Raw genomic sequence first — 21,795 nt, forward strand, 5'->3', positions numbered from 1 at the left:
CCAACTTGGCTGGTACAGAACAACATTCACGAGGGGTAGATGGGAAAGAGGCCGTCGGGATCGCGCTCTGCCCTGATCCGATCCAGTCGCTGTGACTGGGCTTCGCCGAAGACCCGCAACGGACGGTTGGCTCTATCGCGGTTGGCTATGTCGAGGTGACCGAGCTGTTGCCCGGCAGAGACCGGCGCGAGGTCGGCCATGACGCCATCGAGCCAGCTGCGCACCTGGTCGTCTTGCGCGGGATCGTCGTACACGGCATAGGTGGCCAGAAGAAAGTCCGTCTGAACCGACAGCGCCATATCGGGCAGTTCGCGGGTGGGCCCCATGCTGATGAGCGTGCTGAGGGTGCGGTCGGTGACCAGGTCGATGAACGCCGAACGCATCGCCGGCACGGCCACCTCGGTAGGACCGTCCACCCAGGCGTTGTCCACCGCGAATCGGCATCCTCCGGGATACGCCGCGCGCTGACGGTCGTACTGCACGTCGAGCGTCGTCGGCGCCGCGTCGACGCGCGAAAGTGCCTGGTCGAGAACCGGGCACGTGGTATACGGCGCCAGCGCCTCCGACGCCTGCGCTGAGGTGTCGACCAGCGCCAGTCCGCTCACCACGACGACCTGCCCGGTGTAGCCGTCGATCGGCTCCGGCGTGGTCTGCGCGAGGGCGACGACCTCCACATCCGGCGAGATCGTCGTGTGCACCTCGTACAGCCAGGTCATCACCTCGTCGTACAGCTCGCCCGGATACGTGTGCACGGTCTCGTGCAGCGCCTGGGGCAGCGACACGGTGCGCAGGTGAAACCGGGTGACGACGCCGAAGAAGCCGGGACCGGAACCCCAGGCGGCCCAGAACAGGTCGCTGTTCTCGGTCTCCGATGCTCGCACCAGCTCTCCACCGGCGGTCACCACATCGATGGCTGCGATGTGCTCGGCCGCCCAGCCCCAACCACGCGCGTTCCACCCCAGCCCGCCCTGCAGCAGGAAACCCCCGAGGCCGACCTGCGGGCAATGGCCGCCGTTGAAGAACCGGCTGTACCTCGCCAAGAAGGGGCTGAGCTCGCCGCCGTTCACTGCAGGCCCGGCGGAAACGATGGCGTTCTCGGCATCGTAGGCAAGGTCTTTGAGACCGCCGACATCGATGAGCAGGCCGCCGTCGCGGACACTGCACGAGTCCCAACTGTGCCCGCCCGCACGGACCGCGACCTTCCACCCGCGAGCGCGGGCCAGCCGCACCCCGGCCACGACATCCTGATCGGTCGCCGCCTGCAGCACCGCCGCGGGCCTGTGCTGCGGCAACCGCGCGTTGAACACACGGTCCACCACCGCCTCGTCGTAGCCCGGATCGCCGGACAGGTACAGCCGCCCGCTGAACGTGGGACCGACAGTTTCCGCCATGTGGTCCTTCCCAGACCCTGGGGCATGCCGATCAGCCACAACCGACCCACCCGGCTCACCGTTGAACCGCAACTGCCTTCGCTCATCGTCACAGCCGCACCTCAGGCTGTAACCCGTCGTGCCGTGAACGCTAACACCCGCACCGGCCCGGCGGCGCGAAGGCGCACCACCCGGTCCCACCTGTTACGGTGATCGTGCCCGGTTCGGTGCACGAGAACTCCGCGGCGGCTTTTCAAGACCGCGGACGTCGACGTGCCGGGTGTTCTATCTCGTGTGGAGTCGTTCGAGCGCATTCGTCGGGACAAGAAGCTGAAGCCTGGTGTCTCGGAGCGGAAGTCGTGCGCCGCCATCAGGTGCGAACACGCTCCATCTCTGCTGATATGCCTGAGCTCGCGGTCCCCTTTCTGCGATGTGAGGCTGGGCCCGATCGGTCGACGGAGTCGGCAGCGGTGGGCTGGGAAGGATCGGTGGGATAGTGCGCTACTTGGTCAACGTTCCTAACTTCGGTGACTTCGCCGATCCGGAGGTGTTTGCCGACCTGTCCCGCAGCGCCGAGGAGGCCGGGTGGGACGGCCTGTTCGTCTGGGATCACATATTCCTCTGGGACCACGTACTTTTCGACAAACGGCAGGACCGGGAGTTCGCCGACCCCTGGGTACTGCTTGCGGTAGCCGCGACGGTCACCGAGCGCATCCGGCTGGGCACCATGGTCACACCCGTGGCCCGGCGGCGTCCCCAGAAGCTGGCCCGGGAAGTGACCACGCTGGACCGGCTGACCGGCGGCCGGATGGTGCTCGGCGTCGGGCTGGGCGGTGCGGCCGAATACAGCAGCTTCGGCGAGCCCGCCGATCCCAAGATCCGCGCCGCACGACTGGACGAGGGCCTGGAGGCATTGAACCTGCTGTGGTCCGGCGAGCAGGTCAGCTATAAGGGTTCGCACGTGGTGATTGACGATGTGGTGTTCCGGCCGACGCCGGTGCAGCGTCCGCGGGTGCCGATCTGGGTCGGTGGGGTGTGGCCGAACAAGGCGCCGATGCGGCGGGCGGCCCGCTGGGACGGGGCGGTACCGATCCTGCCCGACGGTCCGCGCGCCGAGGATGTGCGGGAGCTGCGCGAGTTCCTTACCCGGTGCGGCGCCGACGAGTCGTTCGATCTGGTGGTCGGGGGCACGACCGAGCCGGGCACCGCGCGCGAGATCATCGGGCCGGTGGCCGAGGCGGGTGCGACCTGGTGGCAGGAACGATTCCTGGACGATCGGCTCGAACGCGTCGAGCCCATCCGCCGCCGCATCCTGCAGGGCCCGCCGCAGTTGTGAGGGTGGCCCGTCGTTCGAATCTCCCGACGCCGTCGGATTTCTTCTCTGCAGCACAGTTCAACCTGTCCACAGTGTGAAATCTCGAGGAGGACCCCATGAATCGCATGCTTACCGCCACCGGCATCCTGGCCCTGCTGGCGCTGTCCACGATGACCGCCGGTGCCGTCGGCGCTGCCGAAGCGGGACCTGCCCTACCCCACCCTCCGGCAAACGTCCAATCCACGGCGCCGGTCGTTCTTGGTCCCTTCTCCTATGAACTGGGCTACCCTGTTCCGCCCTCCGGTTCCGGCACCGGCGCCGGCACTGGCTCCGGCATCGGCACTGGCACTGGCTCAGGGGCCGGGGCCGGGGGCGGTTCTGGCACTGGCTCCAATTACGGCTACCCCGTTGGCTCTGGTTCACAGGATCACATCTCCCCTGCTTACCAGGCGTCCACAGCGAATCCGGGCGCATAACAATGCCTTTGCCGTCCCACCCCGGGCTCACCGGGCCTGCACTCCTCAAAAGCACGAGAAGGGAAGCCGCAACATGACGGTGATCGTCGCTGGCAGGTTGTATGTGGACCCAATGGACAGGGACCGCTTCGTCGAGGGCCACCGGCCCATCATGGAGGCAGGCCGCAACCAGCCGGGCTGCATCGACTTGTCTATCTCGGCCGACCCGATCGAGCCGGGGCGGGTAAACCTCTTCGAGTACTGGGAGTCGCCGGAGGCTCTAGCCGCCTTCCGCGCGAGGGGGCTGCACTCGGCCGAAGTGATCGACATCAAGGAAGACCACGTACTCAAACACGAGGTCTCCCATAGTGGGCCGCCCTTCGACTGACGGGTTCGGCCGGACGCGGCGAACCTCGAAAGGAAGGAGATCCGTTCCTAGCCGGAGAAATTCCTCGGTCATCGCGTGTGCGCACAGGTCCGATTCTCGCGGGCAATCAGCTGCGGCGGCGCGAACTGGAACAGCGCCGTGGCGGCGACATCAGCGGAGGCGCTGACGTTGGAGTGGGGCCATCAGCAGCACCGCTCGCCAGCGGCGGCGAAGCCGCTACCAACCCGCAGCCCCACATCGCACACGCCCTCGACAACCCGCTCGGGCCGATTATTGCCGTCGATCCGGCCTGCTACCCCTCCCTTCCCAGACCCTGGCCACCCGGCCGCATCCCCGCAGAAGGACTGAGTCCACTGTAGATCGGGACGAGCAGAGGCCGGGAAAACTCGGCTTACACGACAGGACCTAGTGGCTGGCCCGCGCGTTTGACTAGGCCAAACGCTGAGGGCTAACGGTGTACCGACACAGACCGTGCCGGTACACCACCACGGTCGTGCTTCAGAAGCTCAGTTCGCCAGCGACCACCAACGCCGTACGTGGGGAGAAAGACGCAGCCTGGCTCGCGCCTTCTGCTCGGTTCATTTCCTGTCGAACCGTTTCCTCATAGCGCCCGCACCCGAGGTATTTCGACATCCGTTTCGCGTCCCCAGCGAGCTGGGACTTGTCGGGTCGGATGTACCGCTCGGTCACGCGGGAATCGGCGGGCCGGCGATCTGCTGGAGGCGATGTAGCGGGACACCGGCGTCGGCGAACCAGGTCAGGCCGGTGTGACGCAGCGTGTGTCGGACCAGATGGGTGTAGCCGAGGAGGGCCACGACCTCGTCCCAGTGGGTGGCTCGGCGCAGCGATCCGGTGGAGATGCGGCCGCCCTGGGGACCGGTGAACAGCCGGGCGTCCTTGTTTCCTCGGCAGGCCCCGACACGGGCCGCCACCATGGGCCGGATCTCCTCGATGATCGGCACCAAACGGGCTCGCTTCCCCTTGGTCCCCTTGTCTTTCAAGCCGCCGGGCCCGCCGTGGTTTGGCGCCGAATCGTCCAGATCCATTGCTCGGTGTCGATGTCACCGAGTCCGCAGCCGGAGACCTCCCCGATCCGCGCCGCGGTGCAGGCGGCGAACATCACGACGTCGCCCCACCCTTGGTAGTGGTCTGCCGAGGCCGCCACCAAAGAATCGCAGAGCGTCACCAGCGCCTGCCAATCCGGAATGGCCAGCGCGCGGGGGTCTTTCAGCTCGTCTTCGATCTGCTTGTACAGCTCTTGCCAGCCCCGGACACGAGCCGGATTATCGTCTCGCAGGCCATCCCGCTTGACCTGCTCCATGACACGGACCAGGACGGCGAGGGTGTTCTTGATCGTGGATTTACCGCAGCCGTCCTCCTCGATCCACTGCACCACTGCCCGATCGACGATCCCGTTGGTGATGGACAGGACGGGGAGATGCCCCAGAGTGGGGATCACCCGCTTGCGCCAGCCACACAGGTACGGGTCTTTGGTCTTGTCCTCCAACCCTTTGAGCGCGATCTCGAGGTTCGATTTCTGCGAATCGAGCGGAACAAGTTCCGCGTAGTCGAGCAGGGTGAGGTTGGCCCGCACCGGATCGATACCGCGCGCGGCAAGTCTGCGCATCCGATCGACCCAGTCCTCGGCGAGTGCGGTCGTCTCGAACGCAACCGACTTCGTGTCGCGCTTCTTCGTATGCGGGTTGGTCCATCGCGCCCGTGCCCGGAACGGCTTCCCCGAACGGGATCTGGGGATCTCCTCGATGTCGAACGACACGGTGATCCCGACAGGAATCTCCAATACCGCCGTCATTGCGTACTCCCCCGATAGTCGGAGGAGTTCGCCATCCAAGCGAACATCAAGCAGCCGGTGTCACATGCCGCGCTTCGAGATACGCTTCCAGGTCGCTTTCCGGATACAGGGCGACACGTTCCGACAGGCGGATGAAACCCGCCCCTGAACCGGCTGCGCGCGGCGCCACCGACGCACTGTCGATGCATCGACTCCCAGTAGCTGCGCGACCTCGCCGGTGGTGTACATCCGCTGGTTCACCAGAAGCTGGCGTGTGCTGTCCGACTGCTGCATCGCGGACCTCCCGTCCCCGATGTCCGCCGGAGGGCAACCAGTACACCCCAGTCGGTTTCGACCGACCAGCCCGCGCGGCGGACAGAGATACCGAGCCCTCGAACGAACACGACGCCGAAACACACCCGGGCCCGCTACCTGCTGGATTCGTCGCGACAAGGCTCCGCTGAAACGACTCGCCCGCTGACGGTGTCGTCCGGCTCCGCCAACGCGGTTACCGGGAACTCCCATGAGCTGGGACGTTCCACCACGGTAAGCCAGCCCATAACGCACTGGCAACCACCCGGCATTCCCGAACGGCCGCCACGCCAGAGCAAGGACGAACCGGGAGCGCGTCGTACCGCGATGAAGACGCCGTCGACGGACCGCCCGCTGTGCTCGATACCGACTGCTGTGCCTGACAGGCCCGACAGACCCGGGCTACCGCCCGTGGTCCACATTTGGTCCACAAAACGCAACCAGTAGAGGGGAAAAACCCGTCTGACCTGGTCGGGCTGACAGGATTTGAACCTGCGACCACCTGACCCCCAGTCAAGAAGAAGTGCTCGATAGGGACATTTCGTGCACGCTATGCCCGTTGTGCTCGCGTGTGCAGCGAGCATAACAGCAGCTCACAGGTCTAGCGGGCGGAACGGGTGGTCCATGATCAGCTGGTGCCGGATCGCTTTGGTCCACGATTGGTCCAAGACAAATCGGGCAAATGACGGCCTTGTCGAACCGGGCGGGCATGTGAACCGCCGAGAGGGCGGCGCAACTCGGATACTGTTTGTCTGGTTCGTGGGCAGCAAGTGGCAGAGCCTATCGGGCGTGGCTGACACGTTGCTGTTCTCGGATCGAAGGCGATCCGCATCAGCACCGGTTGGCTCCGGCAAGGCTACGAGCATCGAGACCTGTTGCGGCGGCTCCGGCCCTCGAACCGCGCTGATCGTCGCCCGCGAACACTGAACATTCGAATCCGGGACGACGCCGCTTGCAGGGGTTGCCGAAAGACGAACTCGCCCAGGCGGATGCCGAGATACGTTCGACGGTCGTACGTAGCCTCGGCCAGAGCAAGGTTCAGCTGGTCGTTTTCGATCCGCAGCCGCCGCTGCTCCGGGCCGCCCGGAGTTCCGGCACGGCCACTCGGGCGCGGGCATTCCGCCAGGTGCTGCAGGGCTGTGCTGGTCGAGCCCAGAACCATGCTGGCGAAACCTCCGCGGGCCCTCAGTCGGGCGCCGGCTGGGTGGTCGGCGCCCCGCAGCGAAAGGTGCCGCACAGTGATCAAGGCTGCCCGTGTCGTGGTGGTGACGCTGGCCGTCGTGGTGATTCTGGTTTGGGCCGCCTGCTGGCTGGGCGGCTCCGCGCACGCCGATCAACCCGTGCGGGCATCGCCATTGATACCCGCCAGTGGACTGCATGCCCGCGATCTGACTGCCATTCCAACTTCCGAGCGGCTGCTGCTATTCGCGGGTGGCCTCGTCCTGCCCGTTCTTGCGCCACATGCCAACGCAGCGGAGCAGTCGCTCACCCATAGTTGCCCATCGATCTCCTCTTCCGAGTCGTCGGGATCTATCGCAGTGGCGATCGAAGCCTCGCGGTCAATGGAGTTGTCCATGCCGTGATGGACGGCCCTTCTCTTGGGGTCAGCGAGGTTCCGAAGCGCCGTGGCCTGAGGTTTGCGCAGCTCAGAGGCAGTCGCACTAACTGTGTGCAATCACGACAGGTGTCGTGCACGTGATCGCTGATCAAATCCCACGTTCCGGGGCGAACATCGGCGGCTTCGTGGGCGGGAGGCGGAACGTACTGAAATGCCGAAAGGCGGGCGTGCTGCGGTATCTCGCAGCATGGCCGGTCAAAAGAGATCGCCGGACTTCCACCGACGAGTCAGGGCCGGGGTGGTGAATTTTTCTGCCTTGCAAGTGTGCGTGGCCCCGCGGTGGCGAACCGGAGGGAGCGGCCCGCCACCGCGGCTTCCATCACTTACCGCCTACGGGTTACTCCTCACTCTCCTCACTCTGTTCGCTGTCTCCAACAAGTTCCGCAAAGGCGTCGGGATCAAGGTCCATAAGAGTTTCACAGGGCCCAGTCTGATTACGAGGATTAATAGCTGTAGGCCACTCCCCCCGCTCCCACCGCTCCAGATCAAGTCTGCAAATCTCCTTCGCGCGTTCCACGAGTTCTTGCCTCTGCTTCTGCTGTTCCTCGAACGCTTGCTGCTGTTGCTGCGCGAGATCGTCCTGCTGCTGCTTCACATCCGTCATGCATTCTTTGAACTCGTCGTAGCTCTCCTTCTGACCACACTCGACGACGGGGTCGGCAGCGACCGCTGGGCCAGCCTGGACGACGCCAGCTGATACCGCTACCGCGAATGCCACGAGTACTACCCGGCCATACGTGCGCAATACCATCACGCTCCTCACACTCGAAAGAGATTTGAGCCACGGTCAGCCGTGGCAACGTCTCCGAGCCGCCCAACTGGTCATTCGTTCCAGCTGGCGGCGAGGATCGGTATCAAGTCCGTCGAACGTGCCGACCACCCGGCCATCCCAGCACGCTGCCATCGTGGCTGCCCTTGGTGCGCAACAACACTGGCCGCCGACGAGTCAGGCCCAGGGCAATGATGTTTCGGAGGTCGTCAGTTGGCACTCCCGAATGCGCGGTAATGCCGATTACAGGAAAGTTGCCAACGGTCTCCGGGTCTGCATTTGTCGGTGGCCAGGTGACAAGCGCGGCGGTGGAACTTGGTCGCGTCGGTAACAGATGAGTGCTGGCTCTGTCACCTGTGTTTCCGGCACGCTGGTTCACCCATCCCGGGGGGTTGCGGGGACGAATACAGATGCGGGCCGACATGGTGTCCGGTCAGTTCGTCGCTGCCGGATACCGTTGCGCCAACTCTGGGAGGATCGAGATTGGAGGAACTATGCTTGCGCGTTTCATCGGTGGTCTCGGCCTGGCTTCGATTGCCGCCGTCAGCGTGATCGCTGTCTCTGCAGGGCAATCTGCGGCGCAGGGCGATGGAACTAAACCGCAGATCTCGCTAACACTGAGCATCTATCCGGACCCTCATCAGTCGCACTCAGCTCGTGGGAACCCCATTGCCAGCGTCAACTTGAGGTGCGAACCCCAAACCGGGAACACGCATCCGCAGCCAGACGACGCATGCCCCAAAGTGCGCCGTGCCCTAGAAGCAGGGGGCCTCTCCAAACTGCGCCACCTAGACGAGAAGTGCACAAAGGAATTCAAACCGGTCACCGTGACCGCGAGGGGGCACTGGTTCGACTCATCCGGTCAGCGTCGCACGACCGATTATGTGAAGGGTTCTAATAACCGGTGTCTGGCGGAAAAGGGGACCGATAACGTATTCAGATTCGGCAGCCGCTGACGGGCGGCATACGGGTCTACGCTTCCATCGGGGTCTTCCCCCGGGCGAGTTTGCGTCGGTAGTAGGCGCGGCCGGCGGTGTCATGGCGCAACTGCACGATGGCCATGATGTGCAGGACCCGGTTGATGCGCCGATTACCCTTGCGGGACAGGCGATGTCGCTGGTGGTCGCCGCTGGAGGCATCGATGGGTGCGGTGCCATTCCAGGACGCGAACGGTGCCGCGCTGGCGAACCGGTGGACGTCGCCGATATCGCCGAGCAGCCGCGCCGCCCCCGACGGGCCGATGCCGTGCAGAGCGGTCACCGTGGTGCCAGTCGCAGCGAGCAACGCGGTCAGTTCCCGATCGGCGGCCTTGATTTTCTTGTCCAGCACCGCGATCTCGCCGATCAGTTCGGACGCGAGCCGTCGGCGGGTCTTGCCGACGAGGTCACGTGGCCGCACCCCCGGCGAGCAGAGCGCGGGCCTGGGTGGCCGACAGAAACTGTTTGGCGCCACCGGAAATCAGCTCCAACAGCAGCCGATGCAGACGGCTGACGGTACTGGTGCGGGCCGCGCCGAGCTCGTCGCAGCGGTCGACCAGCATCCGCAACGCCAGCAGATGGTCGTCGGCCCGTACCGGTGCCAGGCCCGACGCATGCACTGCGGCCACCGCGATCGAGTGCGCGTCGGTGGCGGCGGTCTTGCGGCCCTGACCGGTGGAGAACAGCCGCACCCGCGCCGACAGCTTGTGTGGGACGTCGACCACGGATTCACCGTCGGCGACCAGCCTTTGGGCAAGGTGCTTGCCGATCCCGTTGCAGCCCTCCACCGCCCATACCCGCTCCCGGAAACGGCGTCCGTAGGCGAGCATGTCCCGATAACCCGCGGTATCGGTGGCGAATCGGCCCTGGTCGACAACCGATTCCGTGCGATCGAGTACTTCGATCGTCGCTGAGCGCTTGTGCGGATCCATTCCGATCACGACCGATGTCACAGCTTCGTCCTCCTTCGACAGCCAATGGCAGTGCAGCGAGGAGGGCAACGCTCCTTCGAGCTGGGCAAACCCCTCTCGAGCCACAACCTCGCCCGGTGCCCGGCGAGGACGCACGCCAAAAGAGAGTCACACCCAACTGGTGGACAGCCGAATTGAGAACGTCCCGCCGAACACCTCGACCGAGCCTGACCGGGCATCGGCCGTGACACAAGTTTCTAAGGAGCCACCGCCCAACTGCTGATCAGCTGCGCGCCCGATCAACCCGACCAGTCGATACGCCAGCCGGATCGTGACTCCGCAGTTGCAGCGGGCGCATCACCACGCCAGTGAACGGCCGTCATCGAACGACACTTGGCAATCCGCCCGTGCAATCGCACCTGAAGTCAGGCGCGCGCGGAGTGCTGGCCGGTCATCAAGGCGGCCAGGTCTTCGGGTTCGAGGAACGACGGTGGCGGTGGCGGGCCCCAACTGAAGAGACCTTGTGCGCCCTCGAAGACCTCAGGTTGCCAGAGTTGATCGTCGAGGATGCTGTCCATATCGGAGTAATACTCGGAGAAGTTCCCTGCCGGATCTTTGAGATACCAGAAGAAGTTGGAGCCGGCGTGGTGGCGGCCCAGGCCCCAGACGTGTCGTTCAGGGTGGCCTTCGAGCATGTGAGTCGCACCGCGGCCGACGTCGTCGATGTCATCGACCTGCCAACTGGTGTGATGCAGGAAATTCACCGGGGCGGCCAGCGCCAGGAGGTTGTGGTGGTCGGTGGAGCAACGCATGAATACGCCCCGGTCGCTGATATGGTCGCTGATCTCGAAGCCGAGGCCTTCGGTGAAGAATCCCATCGTCGCGGGCAGGTCGGTGGTGCCGATGACGGTGTGTCCCAGCTTCTTCGGCCGCACCGGGGTTTCGCGCAGGACACCCGGAGCACGACCGGTGCGATCGATCCGTCCGGGCCAGTTGTAGAGGGTCGGCGAGACCGCGCGCTGCACGATCCGGGGTGCGATCTCGACGCGGACCACTGCCCCGGAGAGCGGCTCGGTAGTACAAAGGCCGGTGCCGTCCAAGTCGTAGGACACGCCGAGCTTGTCGAGGCGGGCGGCGACGCGCGCGATGTCGTCGAAGTCGTCGACGCCGATACCGAGCCCGACCAGGCGTCGGGTCGGTGTGCGCACGAGCCGGAGCTGTTCGCCACCGTCCTGGGTGGCGAACACCCCGTCGCCTCGATGGTCGAGCCCGAACTGGGTGTAATAGGCGGTGTTCGCTTCGAGGTCGGGAACACCGATGATGACTCTACTGAGACGATGCATGCCCATTCGGTCACGCCTCCATGGTTGGTGAGATAAGGATTTGGGTGCACCGAGCAGGATTCACACGAGTGGTGTGATGTTCTCCTCGACTTCGAGCAGGGCCTTGCCGTACACCTCGTAGCCGACCACGGGCAGCAAGCCCCCGTGGCGCGCGGCGGTCGCGGAGTCGCGCCAGAACCGCTGCAGCGGATTCACCTCAGCAAAGGATCCGGCTCCGTGCGCGAACAGCAGGACATCCATTGCCCGCGTGATGGATTCGACGACCACCCCGGTATCCGACCGAATTCGAGCGCGGGCCAGGAAGTCCGGGTAGCAGCCCGCCGCCGCGGCGTCGTCGATGTCGGCGGCGGCGCGGTAGGCGTGCAGATGCGCGGTGTCGATCAGCCGCGCGGCCTCGGCGATCTGCAGCTGAAAGGCGACCGAGTCGCGTTGCGCGGTGAAATAAGTGTTGGCGATCCCCTTGTTGGCCGCTTTGCTCATCACATACTCCAGCGCTGCCCTGCCCATTCCCAACAGCGGCCCCGCCAGCACCAGTTCCAGGACGGGGACGAATGCCGAGCGATACAGCGGTTCGGTTCCGGAGTGTTCGGTGGGGTAGTCGCCGAGGATGGCAGGGGGCGTGCGCAGCACTCGATGCTCGGGCACGAAGACGTCCTCGGCGATGAGACAGTTGCTGCCGGTGGCCCTCATCCCGGCAACAAACCAGGTGTCCTCCAGACCCAGCTCCGCTCGCGGAACCAGCGCCAGCCCTTGGTCGACGACTTCACCGTTCTCATCGGTGATCGGGATCCCGAGGACCGCCCACGTCGCATGCCAGGAGCCGGAGTTGTAGTACCACCTACCGGTCACCCGCCAGCCGCCGGCGACCTTGACGGTCTCGGAGGTCGTGGCGAGCACACCGGAGACCTTGGCCGTGGGGTCGGCGCCGAAGACCTCGTCCTGTGCCTGCGCCGGGAACAGTGCGGCCATCCAGGCGCAGACGTTGTAGAGCGTGACCACCCACGAAGTGGCCCCGTCGGCGCCGGCTACTTCGGCGGAGACATCCAGCTGTGTGCGAATCGGCATTTCGAAACCGCCGTACCGCTTAGGCACCGAGACCTTGAACAGCCCCGCGTCGGTGAGTGCTCGGATGGTTTCCTCGGCTACCCGGCGGTCTGCCTCGCCGGCCGCGGCGCGCGCGGTGATCAGCGGCTTCAGCTCGCGGGCACGGGCGACGAGTTCGGCGGCGGTCGGCCCGGCAACGGCGGGCGCGTCGGTCGTGGCGGTCATGGTTCTCCCTAAGTTTGTAGGTGTCCGGGGGTCAGCGGGAAAGCGCGGCGATCTGGTCGGCGATCGCCGGGCGCGGACGCGCGGCGAAGCGGGAATGGGTGCCGAAAGTCCGATAGCCGTAAACCAATGGCGCGAGTTGTACCGAGGCGGCGTGCGTCACCCGGCCGATCAGCAGCAGGTGGTCCCCTGCCTCGACGGTCTGCTGCAGGTCGCAGGCAGCCCAGCCCGCAGCGCCCGCCAGGCGTGGCAGCCCTCGAGACAGGTACCAGGACAGGCCGTCGAACCGATCGATGTCGCGGCGGGCGAATGCGGTGGCGACATCGTCCTGGACAGCGCTGAGCACATTGACGCCGAACCGGCCGCCGTCGGTGATCCGGGCGAGCAGGCCCGAACGCGCGTCCAACGCGATCGACAGGAGCGCCGGCCGCAGCGATACCGACGCGAGCGAGGAGACGGTCGCGCCGCGGGGGCCACCCTCGTCGATGGTCGTCACGACACTGACCGGCGCGCAAACCCCAGCCATCAAATCGCGAAACTGCTGGTCAAGCACTGGGCACCTCCGATAATTCACCATGCTGAATTAGTAAGTCCAGTGTGCGTACAGCCAGCCCCGCATGTCAACACCCGAGGCGAAATTCACCATGCTAAATTTGAGGAAGACTGGAGTCGAGTTCAGGGAAATGAGGTAGCTGTGACCGAAGATCCTCCTGCCCTGCGCAGGGCAGACCGGGAACGTAGAGCCGGGCGTGCGCCAACCCGGCCGGAACAGGCCGCCGAAGAGCTCGCCGAACTCGCCGCGTTGGGCAAGCCGGGTGATCGCCTCGGCACCAAGGACGAGCTCCGGACCCGCTGCGGTGTTTCGGTCGGTACTTTCAACGAGGCGCTGCGCATGCTGCAGTCGCGAGGAGTCGTACACGTCAAGACCGGACCCGGCGGTGGTGTCTTCGTGCTCAGCCAGTCGCCGATGGTGCGGCTCGGAAACTCCATTCTGGCCCTGGACGACGACGCCGCCTCGGTCACCGATGCGCTGCGCCTGCGCGATGCCATCGATCCGCTGCTCGTGCAGGACGCTCTCACTCACGCCAAGGCGAAGCACATCAGGGCCATGCGCCGGGAGCTGCGCGGCATGCAGGAGGCCGCCGACGCGGGTGACAGTGTTGCCTTCGTACACGCCAACTGGGCACTGCACGCCAGGATCGCCGAGGCCAGTCCCAGTCCGATCCTGCGGTCGCTCTACCTGAGCCTGCTGGACCTGCTCGAGTCGCACACCCTGTCGGTTCTCGCCGCCGACGAACACCCGTTGCCGGAATACATCCATTCCCGATACCTGCTGCACGCCGATCTCGTCGAGGCCATCGCCGCGCGCGAGACAAGCACGGCGCTCGCGCTGATCGCGGAACACAACACCTCCAACCCTGCAAACGCGCTTCGGTAGGCCACCCGCGATCGATCACTCCTGGCACTGTCGGCCGGACGTAAGTCACCGCGGTGCAGCGGTGCACCGTCATGGGTGGCTGAGCTTGGACGGATGCACGCCTGCCCGAATGCTCGACCTGGGCGAGCTGACGGGACATCTCGGTGCGGGCGATCTCGCGGCCAACTGTGCGGAGTTGACGAACATCCTGGAGCCCGGTGACATCGCGTTGTCGTTCAGCTCTGGTGGTGGATTCGGCTTCAGCTGTGCCGTCGTCCAGCGGCCGACCGAAACCCGTGCATAGCCTGCGCCACCGCGAGAACGTCGAAATCGTTTACGCCGTAGCGGAATCCGGCCGGTCCGACGTCGCTCGAAGCCGTCGGTCCCAGGTGATGGGTAGTCGGCGTAGGCCGTATGTCAGTGTGTTGTCCTTGTACTGCAGTTCTTGTCGTGGCACTGCGAGTCGCAGGTTCGGTACACGCTGGAACAGCCGGATGAGCGTTTCTTGCAGTTCGACGCGGGCGAGTTGTTCCCCGAGGCATTTGTGCGCGCCGTAGCCGAAGGCGACATGGGTGCGTGGTGACGGACGGTGCAAGTCCAGCTCGTCGGGTTCGGGGAACGCCTGTTCGTCGCGGTTGGCCGAGTTCAGGGCCGCGACCAGCCACTCGCCCGCCTTGACCACGTGTTCGCCTACCTGGACATCTTCGGTGGCGTAACGCAGCAAACCGAACTGCACCACCGTGAGATATCGCAACAGTTCGTCGATCGCGCGCTGCGGCGCTTCGAGCAGAACATCGCGCTGCTCTGGATGTTCCAGCAACACTAGTGTGCTCAACGCGATCATATTGGCCGTCGTCTCGTGTCCGGCCACGACGAGGTTGAGCGCGAGCATGACCATTTCAGCTGTCGTGAGTGGGTCGTTGTCGGCCTCGCCGCGCACGATCATCCGGCTGAACAGGTCGTCGCACGGGTTTTGTTGCTTGTCGGCGATGAGCTCGCCCAAATAACCGCGCAGCCCGGCAGCGGCCTGCTGCGTTTGCTCAGGAGTGGTATTGCTGCTGAGCAGCGTGACGCTCATGCTCTGGAACTGCTCACGGTAGCTGTCGGGCACGCCGAGAAGCTCGGAAATCATCAGTATCGTGATCGGTGTTGCGAAGTCCCGCACCAGATCCGCAGTGCCGGATTTCGCGAGCATCGTGTCGAGGTGACTGTCCACCACTTGTTGCACGTATTCGCGCATCGTCTTGATGCGGCGGGCGGTGAACTCCGCGATCACCATCTTGCGCAGCCGCGCATGGTCCTTGCCGTCGAGCTGGATGACGTTACCGGGCAGAACCGGATCCTGACCGGCGTTCGGCAGGATGTGCAACGAGGCCGCGCCCCGAGAGCTCATCGTCGGGTCGGCCAGCACCGCACGGACGTCGCCGTACCGGGTCACCAGCCAGGCGTCGATGCCGGTCGGGCAGCGCACCTTGACCACTGGGTCGGTAGTGCGCAGGGCGGCGTACGCGGCAGGGGGATCGAAGGGGCATCCGGTTGGCCGTGTCACCGGAAGGGCTGGGGTCTGGGATGTTTCGGTCATTGCGGATCACGCCTTTCTGTCATGAGGAAATTGGCACTGAGCGTCGAATCCTCGTGCCCGGCTCACAGCGGCCGCCCGGCTCACCCGGACTTCCTCGGCCGCCGATTGATCTGCCAGTTCGTCGCTGCTTTAAGGACCTGCCGGCGAGGTTGTCCAGTCCATGGGGCAAGATCCGAAACGACGGCGTGAGGACGGTGGCGTGACCGATCGCGTGTGGGCCGGTGTCGATGTCGGCGAGGAGCACCACTGGGTGGTGGTGGTGGTCGACGGCAGGGGTCGAGTAGTGTTGTCTCGCAAGGTGTTCAACGACGAGCGGGAGATCGCCGCGGCGATCGAGGCGGTGAACGCTCTGGCCGGGCAGGTGTCGTGGGCGATCGATTTGTCCGGGGTGTATGCCGCGCTGCTGCTGACGATGCTGTGGCAGACCGGCCAGCCGGTGCACTATCTGGCGGGCAGATCGGTGCACCATGCCTCCACGACTTATCGTGGGGAAGGCAAGACCGACGCCCGCGGTGCCCGGGTAATCGCCGATCAATCGCGGATGCGATCCGATTTGCCGGTGCTGCGGCCGGGTGAGGACCTGATCGCCGAGTTGCGGATGCTCACCGCTCATCGCGCCGATCTGGTCGCCGACCGCACCCGAACCATCAACCGGCTGCATCAGTAGCCGATCGCGGTATCCCCCGCTCTGGAACGCGTTGCGCAGGTCACCCAGCACCGTGGCTGGGCGGTGCTGTTGACTCGCTACCAGCGGCCCAAGGCGATCCGTCGTGCCGGGGCCGACCGCCTGACCCAGATGCTGGCCAAGGCTGGTGTCCGCAACGCCGCGAACATCGCCGAGGCGGCGGTCGTCGCCACCAAGGCTCAGACTGTCGAGTTGCCCGGCGAAGAAATTGCCGCACGACTGGTCGCGGCGCTGGCGAAGGAGGTGATCGACCTCGACGCGCGGATCAAGGACATCGATGCCGCGATCGAGGAACGATTTCGCCGCCACCGGTTGGCCGAGGTGATCACCAGCCTGCCCGGCATGGGATTCCGGCTCGGTGCCGAATTCCTCGCCGCGGTAGGCGATCCCGGCCTGATCGCTTCCACCGATCACTTGGCCGCGTGGGCCGGGCTGGCACCGGTGCCCAGGGACTCCGGTAGACGCACCGGACGATTGCACAACTCCAGCCGCTACAACAGATCCCTGCGTCGGGTGTTCTACATGTCCGCGCTGACCAGCATCCGCTGCCACCCCGAATCCCGCGTCTATTACGACATGAAACGCGCCGAAGGTAAACGCCCCGTCCAAGCCGTCGTCTGCCTGGCACGCCGCCGCCTCAACGTCCTTTGGGCACTCATCCGCGACAACCGAACCTGGACACCGCACATGCAAGTCACACCTATCGCAGCTGCGGCTTGACATCACGATTGGGAAGTCCTTTCCGGACTTGTTGCGGCGGTGTGGTTCTCGCCGCTGGGCGCGGGCCGGACGGCCTCGCGGCCAAGCATAGGTGAAACTGTCATCAATGTATAGCAGATATAGTTTTAATTCCGCTCTACCACTCTGCTAGGTTTGGGCGCGTGACCGAGATCGGGCGCCGTGAGCGCAAGAAGGCCGCCAACCGCCAAGCTCTGGCCGACGCGGCGCTGCGGCTTTTCCTGGAGCGCGGCTATGACGCGGTCGGCGTACGGGAGATCGCCGAGGCCGCCGATGTCTCGGTGGCCACGTTGTTCAAGCACTTCCCCGACGGCAAGGAAGCGCTGGTCTTCGATCAGGACGCCGGGCGCGAGGCAGCGCTCGTCGCCGCTGTCCGCGAGCGTCGCACCGGCCAATCCATCCCGCAGGCACTGCGCGAACTGTTGCGCGGCAAACGTTCCCGGGAAGTCCGCGAACACCCGCGTTTCGCCGATTTCCGCCGCCTGATCGACACCACACCGGCACTGCGTGAATACGCTCGCCGAATGTGGCTGCGCCACGAGAACACCCTGGCCGCGGCGATCGCCGCGGCCAGCGGACTACCCGAGGACGACTCCGCCTGCCAGGCACTGGCCCACTTCGCCCTCGAAGCCGTCACCCTCGTCTACGGACGAGACGACGCCGAGTCCGCCCTCGACCGCATCTTCACCCTCCTCGACATCGGATGGACCGCCACAACGACCGACCCCGATCGGTGAATCCCCGAAGCCGTCCGTCGGCGGAGCGGCCTCGCCGACTCCGACTGGCACTATCGCCCGGACACATTGTGGAGTGCCGATTCGGCACTCCACAACAGTTCTCGGCTGCACCACGAACAACCGCTGATCCAGTTGACATCACTGGCATCGGCAGGGCTTGGCGGTTGATGGCCTTCCTGCGCTCCCGGCGTCCTGGCATGGTCATGTTCCCACCCTCACGCATAGGTGAAACAGATAAAAAAGCAGAGTCGATTTACTTTTCGAACGGATTCAGTCATGCTGTGTGGGGTGGGGCCGTCCGGCCCGCACCCGGCGGCGAGAACCGCACCGCCGCACAAAGTTCGGAAAGGTCCACCCTCATGACCACACCCCGTATCGCCATCATCGGCGGCGGCCCCGCCGGCCTGATGTGTGCGCGTGTCCTGCAAGGACATGCCATCGAGTCGACGGTGTACGACGCGGACACCGCCGTGGACTCCCGTGACCCGGGCGGGACGCTCGACCTGCACGCCGACGCCGGCCAGATCGCCTTGGAGGACGCCGGGCTGATGGACGCGTTCCGGGCGTTGGCCCGGGTCGAGGGCCAGGCCAAAAGCCGCCGGGACCAGCACGGCACCGTCCTGGCCGAGTTCGTTCCCGCCGCTGGCGATGAGACGGCGCCCGAGATCGACCGCGGCCAACTGCGGACCATGCTCTACGAGCACCTGCGGCCCGGCACGGTCCGCTGGGGACACAAACTCCGCCAGGCGATCCCACTCGGCGGTGGGGTCCACCGGCTGGAGTTCGCCAACGGCGTCAGCGCGGAAGCCGATCTCGTCATCGGCGCCGACGGCGCATGGTCACCGATTCGCCGACTGCTCACCGATGCGGTGCCGCAGTATCTCGGCGTCTGCTTTCTCGATGCCCGCTTCGATGACGTGGACACCCGCCACCCCGAGATCGCCGCGATCGTCGGTGACGGTCACATGTTCTCGACCGACGGCGACGGCCGGGCGGTGATCGTGCAACGCAACAGCAACGGCGTGGTCCGCGGCTACGTGGCCTTCCGCGCCGAACTCGACTGGGATGTCACCGCAGGCGTGGACGTCACCGACCGCGAGGCCGTCCGGTCCTACCTATTGCGGGAATTCAGTGGATGGTCCCCGATCATGCGCCCGCTGATCACCGACAACGACAGCGACTACTTGCCGCGCAGCTTCTGGGCGCTACCCGCCCCACTGACCTGGGACCACGTTCCCGGCGTCACCCTGCTCGGCGACGCGGCCCACCTGATGGCGCCCTTCGGTGGCCACGGCACCAACCTCGCCTTGCTCGACGGCGCCGAGCTCGCCCACGCGATCAACAAAGAGAACAGTCTCGACGACGCGATCTCCCGCTACGAGACAGCGATGCTCCCGCGATCCGGCGAACTTGCCGTCAGCTCGAACACCGCCCTCACGCGGTTCTTCGCCACCACACCCCCGCCCCCGGACCACGCCCAGGAGCACAAGAACTATCTGGCAAGGGCGGCCGAATATCGCCGCACGCACGCCGGATCGGCATAGCCACCGTCGACAAGATCGACGTGGCCTGTCGGCGTCGAAGCTGGTCGATCGCTGCCCTTCTTCGCGCAGCTACGAAATCGGTGCCGACGCGTGATACCGGAAACGCTCTTCGAATCCTTCGGAGTAGCGAGAGGGTGGTGTCGATGAGGAGGATTGTTCGATGACTCCGTCGTCGGCGATGTAGAAGATCGCGCGACCGATGGCGATCTCGCCGGGTTCGGTCGGCACGAACACCATCCAGCCGACCTCGAGGCGGTCGGCGACGAGTTGGTCGAGTGGGTAGCCGGTGGTGTCGATGCCGAGGTCGAGGAGGTATTCGCGCACCAGTATGATCGTGATGCTGGGGGCATCGGTTCGGGTCGGTGAGGGTGAGGCCGGCCAGTGACAGCTGATACATGGCACCGTCGATATTGTCGCCGTGATCGAACAAGGCGGTCAGCTTCCGCGGCCTCGACCAGCGTGGCCGCGGCCTGGCGCTGTTGCTCGGTGGGCTCGGTGCCTGCTAGACCGTATTCACTGGTGGATGTGCGTTCCTCGGACACCGGAGGCATCGCGCTCGTGCTGAGAAATCCGCATAAAGACAACCCGACGGTGCCGCAGACGATGGACGGCCTGACCTACGCCCCGGACCGCACTCTGACCCTGGATGCCGCGCATCTGACCAAATTCGGGTTCCTGTCGATCCGCGGCACCGGCACACTCTTCGCCTTCGGTTCCGCCACCGCACCACCTGCTGTGCCCATCACGAGCCAAGGGGCCGGACCTTCGGCAAGATCCGGACCTTCGGCCGGAGTACAGGTTGGCCGACCAGTGGCCACGGAGTCAGCCGACCTGAGCGACACCATCGACACCACCCATCCCGCCGCGGGCTCGACAGCTGCGGTGCGGGCGGTGGGTGGCGCCGCTGGTGAGCCCGCGCAGGTCAAGCCGGTGTCCGGGCCGGTGGGAGAGGCTCGGGCGCGCGATGAGACAGGTGTTCTCTCGCAGGTGCGGCATACCCGGGCCCCGCCCGCCATCGACCGGCCCTCCGCACCCGCGGGCACCGAAGAGTCCACCGGTACCGTCCGGTACGCACCGCTGCTTGATCGCGAAACGGACACCGCCGAGGAACTGTCCACCGACACGAGTTCTGACTGGTAGTGGCGGGTGAAGGCCCATTCCGCGGCCAGGGTGCGGTGGAATCGTTCGATCTTGCTGTTGGTTTGAGGTCGGTAAGGACGCGTGTGTTTGACCTTGATGCCCAGCTCGGTGCAGGTCGCTGCCCACAGTTTCGAGCGATAACAGCTGCCGTTGTCGGACAGACTCGTTCAACAGTGACCCCGCGAGCCGCAAACCAGCTCACCGCTAGCTGCAGGACACCGACCGCGGTCAGCGCGGTCTCGTCGTCGTGGATCTCGGCGTAGGCCAAACGGGAGTGATCATCGATCACCGTGTGCACAAACGCGTTTCCCATCACAGGATTGCGGTATCGGTTGCGGGCGACGCCGGGGGTGGCCGAGCGGTGCCGGCGGCCGGTGGCACATCCGACGAACCGCCAACCGCCCTCGGCCGGGATGTTGCCCAACTTCTTGACATCGACGTGAATCAGCGACCCGGATGCGGATGCTCATAGCGGCGGATCACCTCACCGATGCGAATATCGATGTGGGACAAACGGTTTAATCGACACCGCACCAGCACCGCGTGGCACAGTCGAGGGCGGCATCGACTTCACTGCACTACGCCAGGCGACACGCCGCTCGACCTTCTGGTTGCGGCAGCGATCCGTGCGCCGTCATGGGAGGCTATGACGACGCCGTGAATCCTGCCTGCATGCGCGTCGGGAGCGCACCATAATGCCGATGAGCGAACGGTTAAGGGGATCGTGCGTCATAGACACGCCCCATTCGTCGGCAATGTCTTACGCAGGTTGGCCGTTTGTCGTGAGTGTCGGCAGTCGGTTCCGGCCCCACGGTTGGACCGGAGTTAACGGTGCTTCCTGCGGCTCTGTGGGGAGGGCGTCGTCGATGAGCAGCGTGGCGATGGAGGCTGCGGTCGGGAGGGCCTCGGTGTCGAGCGCGCGGGTGCGGGCCGTGGCCCCGTCTAGAAGCAGCGCCAGTTGTTCGCCGAGTTGCACGGGGTCGGTGGCGCCGGCTTGGCGGGCGGTTTCGGCGAAGCGGGCGGCGACGGATGTCTTGTAGTCGTATGCGCGGCGGCGTGCCGGGTGGTGCGGGTCGGCGATCTCGACAGCGGCCGCGATGAAGGGGCACAGCGGTGTCGCCTCGTGCGACCGGACGGACTGCGGCTTACCGAAGGCGGCGAGGAGCCGTTCGCGGGGGGTGAGATCAGTACGGTCGAACACTTCGGGCATGGTGTCGGGATCGTGTCGGCGCAGGTACTCGGCAACGAGCTCATCTTTGCTGGTGAAGTGCTGGTATGCAGTCCTTTTCGACACCTGTGCCACCGAGCAGATCTGGTCCATGCCGGTGTTGTTGATGCCCTGTTCACGGAACAGCCGCCGTGCGGCGCCGAGGATCCGCTCGCGTGCGCCCCGGCCGCGCCGTTGGCCCTGAGGTCCCTTCTCCAGCTCGGTCACC

21 protein-coding genes and 2 pseudogenes are annotated in these 21,795 nt (G+C 65.5%); 11 read left to right on the forward strand and 12 right to left on the reverse strand.

Annotated elements, in window-relative coordinates; genetic code table 11:
- Positions 1 to 26: 26 nt before the first annotated feature.
- Complete coding sequence (locus IU452_RS27370) at positions 27 to 1,391, reverse strand: FAD-binding oxidoreductase (RefSeq protein ID WP_195112073.1); 1,365 nt, start codon at positions 1,389 to 1,391, stop codon at positions 27 to 29.
- Between the two features lie 475 nt (positions 1,392 to 1,866).
- Here IU452_RS27370 and IU452_RS27375 point away from each other — a divergent pair, with 475 nt between their 5' ends.
- Both IU452_RS27375 and IU452_RS27380 read left to right on the forward strand, forming a co-directional pair.
- On the forward strand, positions 1,867 to 2,706 hold the full coding sequence (locus IU452_RS27375) for a TIGR03619 family F420-dependent LLM class oxidoreductase (RefSeq protein WP_195112074.1): 840 nt from the start codon (positions 1,867 to 1,869) through the stop codon (positions 2,704 to 2,706).
- Positions 2,707 to 3,234: 528 nt separating this feature from the next.
- Entirely contained in the window at positions 3,235 to 3,528 is a 294-nt protein-coding gene (locus IU452_RS27380) for a putative quinol monooxygenase (protein ID WP_195112075.1), read from the forward strand.
- Between the two features lie 686 nt (positions 3,529 to 4,214).
- On the opposite strand, the gene IU452_RS38465 is transcribed toward IU452_RS27380, so the two are convergent.
- Positions 4,215 to 4,490, reverse strand: a complete 276-nt coding sequence (locus tag IU452_RS38465) for a hypothetical protein (protein ID WP_324192845.1) — start codon at positions 4,488 to 4,490, stop codon at positions 4,215 to 4,217.
- Between the two features lie 35 nt (positions 4,491 to 4,525).
- Positions 4,526 to 5,341 carry a hypothetical protein gene (locus IU452_RS38470; RefSeq protein WP_228818877.1) on the reverse strand — a complete coding sequence of 272 codons (816 nt, stop codon included), beginning with the start codon at positions 5,339 to 5,341 and terminating at the stop codon, positions 4,526 to 4,528.
- Between the two features lie 1,529 nt (positions 5,342 to 6,870).
- Between IU452_RS38470 and IU452_RS27390 the strand changes: the two genes are divergently transcribed.
- The 3 genes from IU452_RS27390 (at position 6,871) to IU452_RS39640 (ending at position 8,975) form a co-directional block, all read left to right on the forward strand.
- The gene (locus IU452_RS27390) at positions 6,871 to 7,215 is read left to right on the forward strand and encodes a hypothetical protein (RefSeq protein WP_195112076.1); all 345 of its coding nucleotides are present in this window, start codon (positions 6,871 to 6,873) and stop codon (positions 7,213 to 7,215) included.
- A gap of 558 nt (positions 7,216 to 7,773) precedes the next feature.
- Entirely contained in the window at positions 7,774 to 7,947 is a 174-nt protein-coding gene (locus IU452_RS27395; protein ID WP_195112077.1) for a hypothetical protein, read from the forward strand.
- A 566-nt stretch (positions 7,948 to 8,513) separates the two neighbouring features.
- Complete coding sequence (locus IU452_RS39640) at positions 8,514 to 8,975, forward strand: SSI family serine proteinase inhibitor (protein WP_195112078.1); 462 nt, start codon at positions 8,514 to 8,516, stop codon at positions 8,973 to 8,975.
- 16 nt (positions 8,976 to 8,991) lie between these two features.
- Here IU452_RS39640 and IU452_RS38475 read toward each other — a convergent pair whose 3' ends face one another.
- The 5 genes from IU452_RS38475 to IU452_RS27420 form a co-directional block, all read right to left on the reverse strand.
- Entirely contained in the window at positions 8,992 to 9,417 is a 426-nt protein-coding gene (locus tag IU452_RS38475) for an IS110 family transposase (protein WP_324192846.1), read from the reverse strand.
- Positions 9,404 to 9,949 carry an IS110 family transposase gene (locus IU452_RS38480; RefSeq protein ID WP_324192847.1) on the reverse strand — a complete coding sequence of 182 codons (546 nt, stop codon included), beginning with the start codon at positions 9,947 to 9,949 and terminating at the stop codon, positions 9,404 to 9,406. The genes IU452_RS38475 and IU452_RS38480 overlap by 14 nt, the downstream gene beginning before the upstream one ends.
- Positions 9,950 to 10,332: 383 nt before the next feature.
- Positions 10,333 to 11,256 carry a VOC family protein gene (locus IU452_RS27410; protein ID WP_195112079.1) on the reverse strand — a complete coding sequence of 308 codons (924 nt, stop codon included), beginning with the start codon at positions 11,254 to 11,256 and terminating at the stop codon, positions 10,333 to 10,335.
- A gap of 54 nt (positions 11,257 to 11,310) precedes the next feature.
- Positions 11,311 to 12,519: an acyl-CoA dehydrogenase family protein gene (locus IU452_RS27415; RefSeq protein WP_195112080.1), complete on the reverse strand. Its 1,209-nt coding sequence runs from the start codon at positions 12,517 to 12,519 to the stop codon at positions 11,311 to 11,313.
- A 31-nt stretch (positions 12,520 to 12,550) separates the two neighbouring features.
- Positions 12,551 to 13,069 carry a flavin reductase family protein gene (locus tag IU452_RS27420; protein ID WP_324192849.1) on the reverse strand — a complete coding sequence of 173 codons (519 nt, stop codon included), beginning with the start codon at positions 13,067 to 13,069 and terminating at the stop codon, positions 12,551 to 12,553.
- A 141-nt stretch (positions 13,070 to 13,210) separates the two neighbouring features.
- On the opposite strand from IU452_RS27420, the gene IU452_RS27425 reads away from it, so the two are divergent.
- Positions 13,211 to 13,954: a FadR/GntR family transcriptional regulator gene (locus tag IU452_RS27425; protein WP_195112081.1), complete on the forward strand. Its 744-nt coding sequence runs from the start codon at positions 13,211 to 13,213 to the stop codon at positions 13,952 to 13,954.
- Between the two features lie 109 nt (positions 13,955 to 14,063).
- Positions 14,064 to 14,237, forward strand: a complete 174-nt coding sequence (locus IU452_RS27430; protein WP_195112082.1) for a hypothetical protein — start codon at positions 14,064 to 14,066, stop codon at positions 14,235 to 14,237.
- A gap of 30 nt (positions 14,238 to 14,267) precedes the next feature.
- Here the strand turns inward: IU452_RS27430 and IU452_RS27435 are convergent, their stop codons facing one another.
- Positions 14,268 to 15,413: a cytochrome P450 gene (locus IU452_RS27435; protein WP_324192850.1), complete on the reverse strand. Its 1,146-nt coding sequence runs from the start codon at positions 15,411 to 15,413 to the stop codon at positions 14,268 to 14,270.
- A 262-nt stretch (positions 15,414 to 15,675) separates the two neighbouring features.
- Between IU452_RS27435 and IU452_RS27440 the strand changes: the two are divergent.
- The 3 genes and pseudogenes from IU452_RS27440 to IU452_RS27450 all read left to right on the forward strand — a co-directional run bounded on the left by IU452_RS27440 (position 15,676) and on the right by IU452_RS27450 (position 19,219).
- A pseudogene (locus tag IU452_RS27440) lies at positions 15,676 to 16,920 on the forward strand (IS110 family transposase).
- Positions 16,921 to 17,081: 161 nt separating this feature from the next.
- Positions 17,082 to 17,675 carry a TetR/AcrR family transcriptional regulator gene (locus IU452_RS27445; RefSeq protein WP_195112084.1) on the forward strand — a complete coding sequence of 198 codons (594 nt, stop codon included), beginning with the start codon at positions 17,082 to 17,084 and terminating at the stop codon, positions 17,673 to 17,675.
- A gap of 359 nt (positions 17,676 to 18,034) precedes the next feature.
- On the forward strand, positions 18,035 to 19,219 hold the full coding sequence (locus tag IU452_RS27450; protein WP_195112085.1) for an FAD-dependent oxidoreductase: 1,185 nt from the start codon (positions 18,035 to 18,037) through the stop codon (positions 19,217 to 19,219).
- A 69-nt stretch (positions 19,220 to 19,288) separates the two neighbouring features.
- On the opposite strand, the gene IU452_RS27455 is transcribed toward IU452_RS27450, so the two are convergent.
- Positions 19,289 to 19,543, reverse strand: coding sequence for a hypothetical protein (locus tag IU452_RS27455; RefSeq protein ID WP_195112086.1), 255 nt, complete (start codon positions 19,541 to 19,543; stop codon positions 19,289 to 19,291).
- A 201-nt stretch (positions 19,544 to 19,744) separates the two neighbouring features.
- Here IU452_RS27455 and IU452_RS38485 point away from each other — a divergent pair, with 201 nt between their 5' ends.
- The gene (locus IU452_RS38485) at positions 19,745 to 20,359 is read left to right on the forward strand and encodes a hypothetical protein (RefSeq protein WP_228818954.1); all 615 of its coding nucleotides are present in this window, start codon (positions 19,745 to 19,747) and stop codon (positions 20,357 to 20,359) included.
- On the opposite strand, the pseudogene IU452_RS38490 reads toward IU452_RS38485, so the two are convergent.
- Positions 20,347 to 20,905 (reverse strand): annotated as a pseudogene (locus IU452_RS38490) (DDE-type integrase/transposase/recombinase); the annotation flags it as partial. The gene IU452_RS38485 and the pseudogene IU452_RS38490 overlap by 13 nt on opposite strands.
- Before the next feature lie 214 nt (positions 20,906 to 21,119).
- Entirely contained in the window at positions 21,120 to 21,794 is a 675-nt protein-coding gene (locus tag IU452_RS27465; RefSeq protein WP_195112087.1) for a TetR/AcrR family transcriptional regulator, read from the reverse strand.
- Position 21,795: the final 1 nt, after the last annotated feature.

Origin of the sequence: Nocardia transvalensis (genome assembly GCF_015477765.1) — a bacterium.
Classification (GTDB): domain Bacteria; phylum Actinomycetota; class Actinomycetes; order Mycobacteriales; family Mycobacteriaceae; genus Nocardia; species Nocardia transvalensis_A.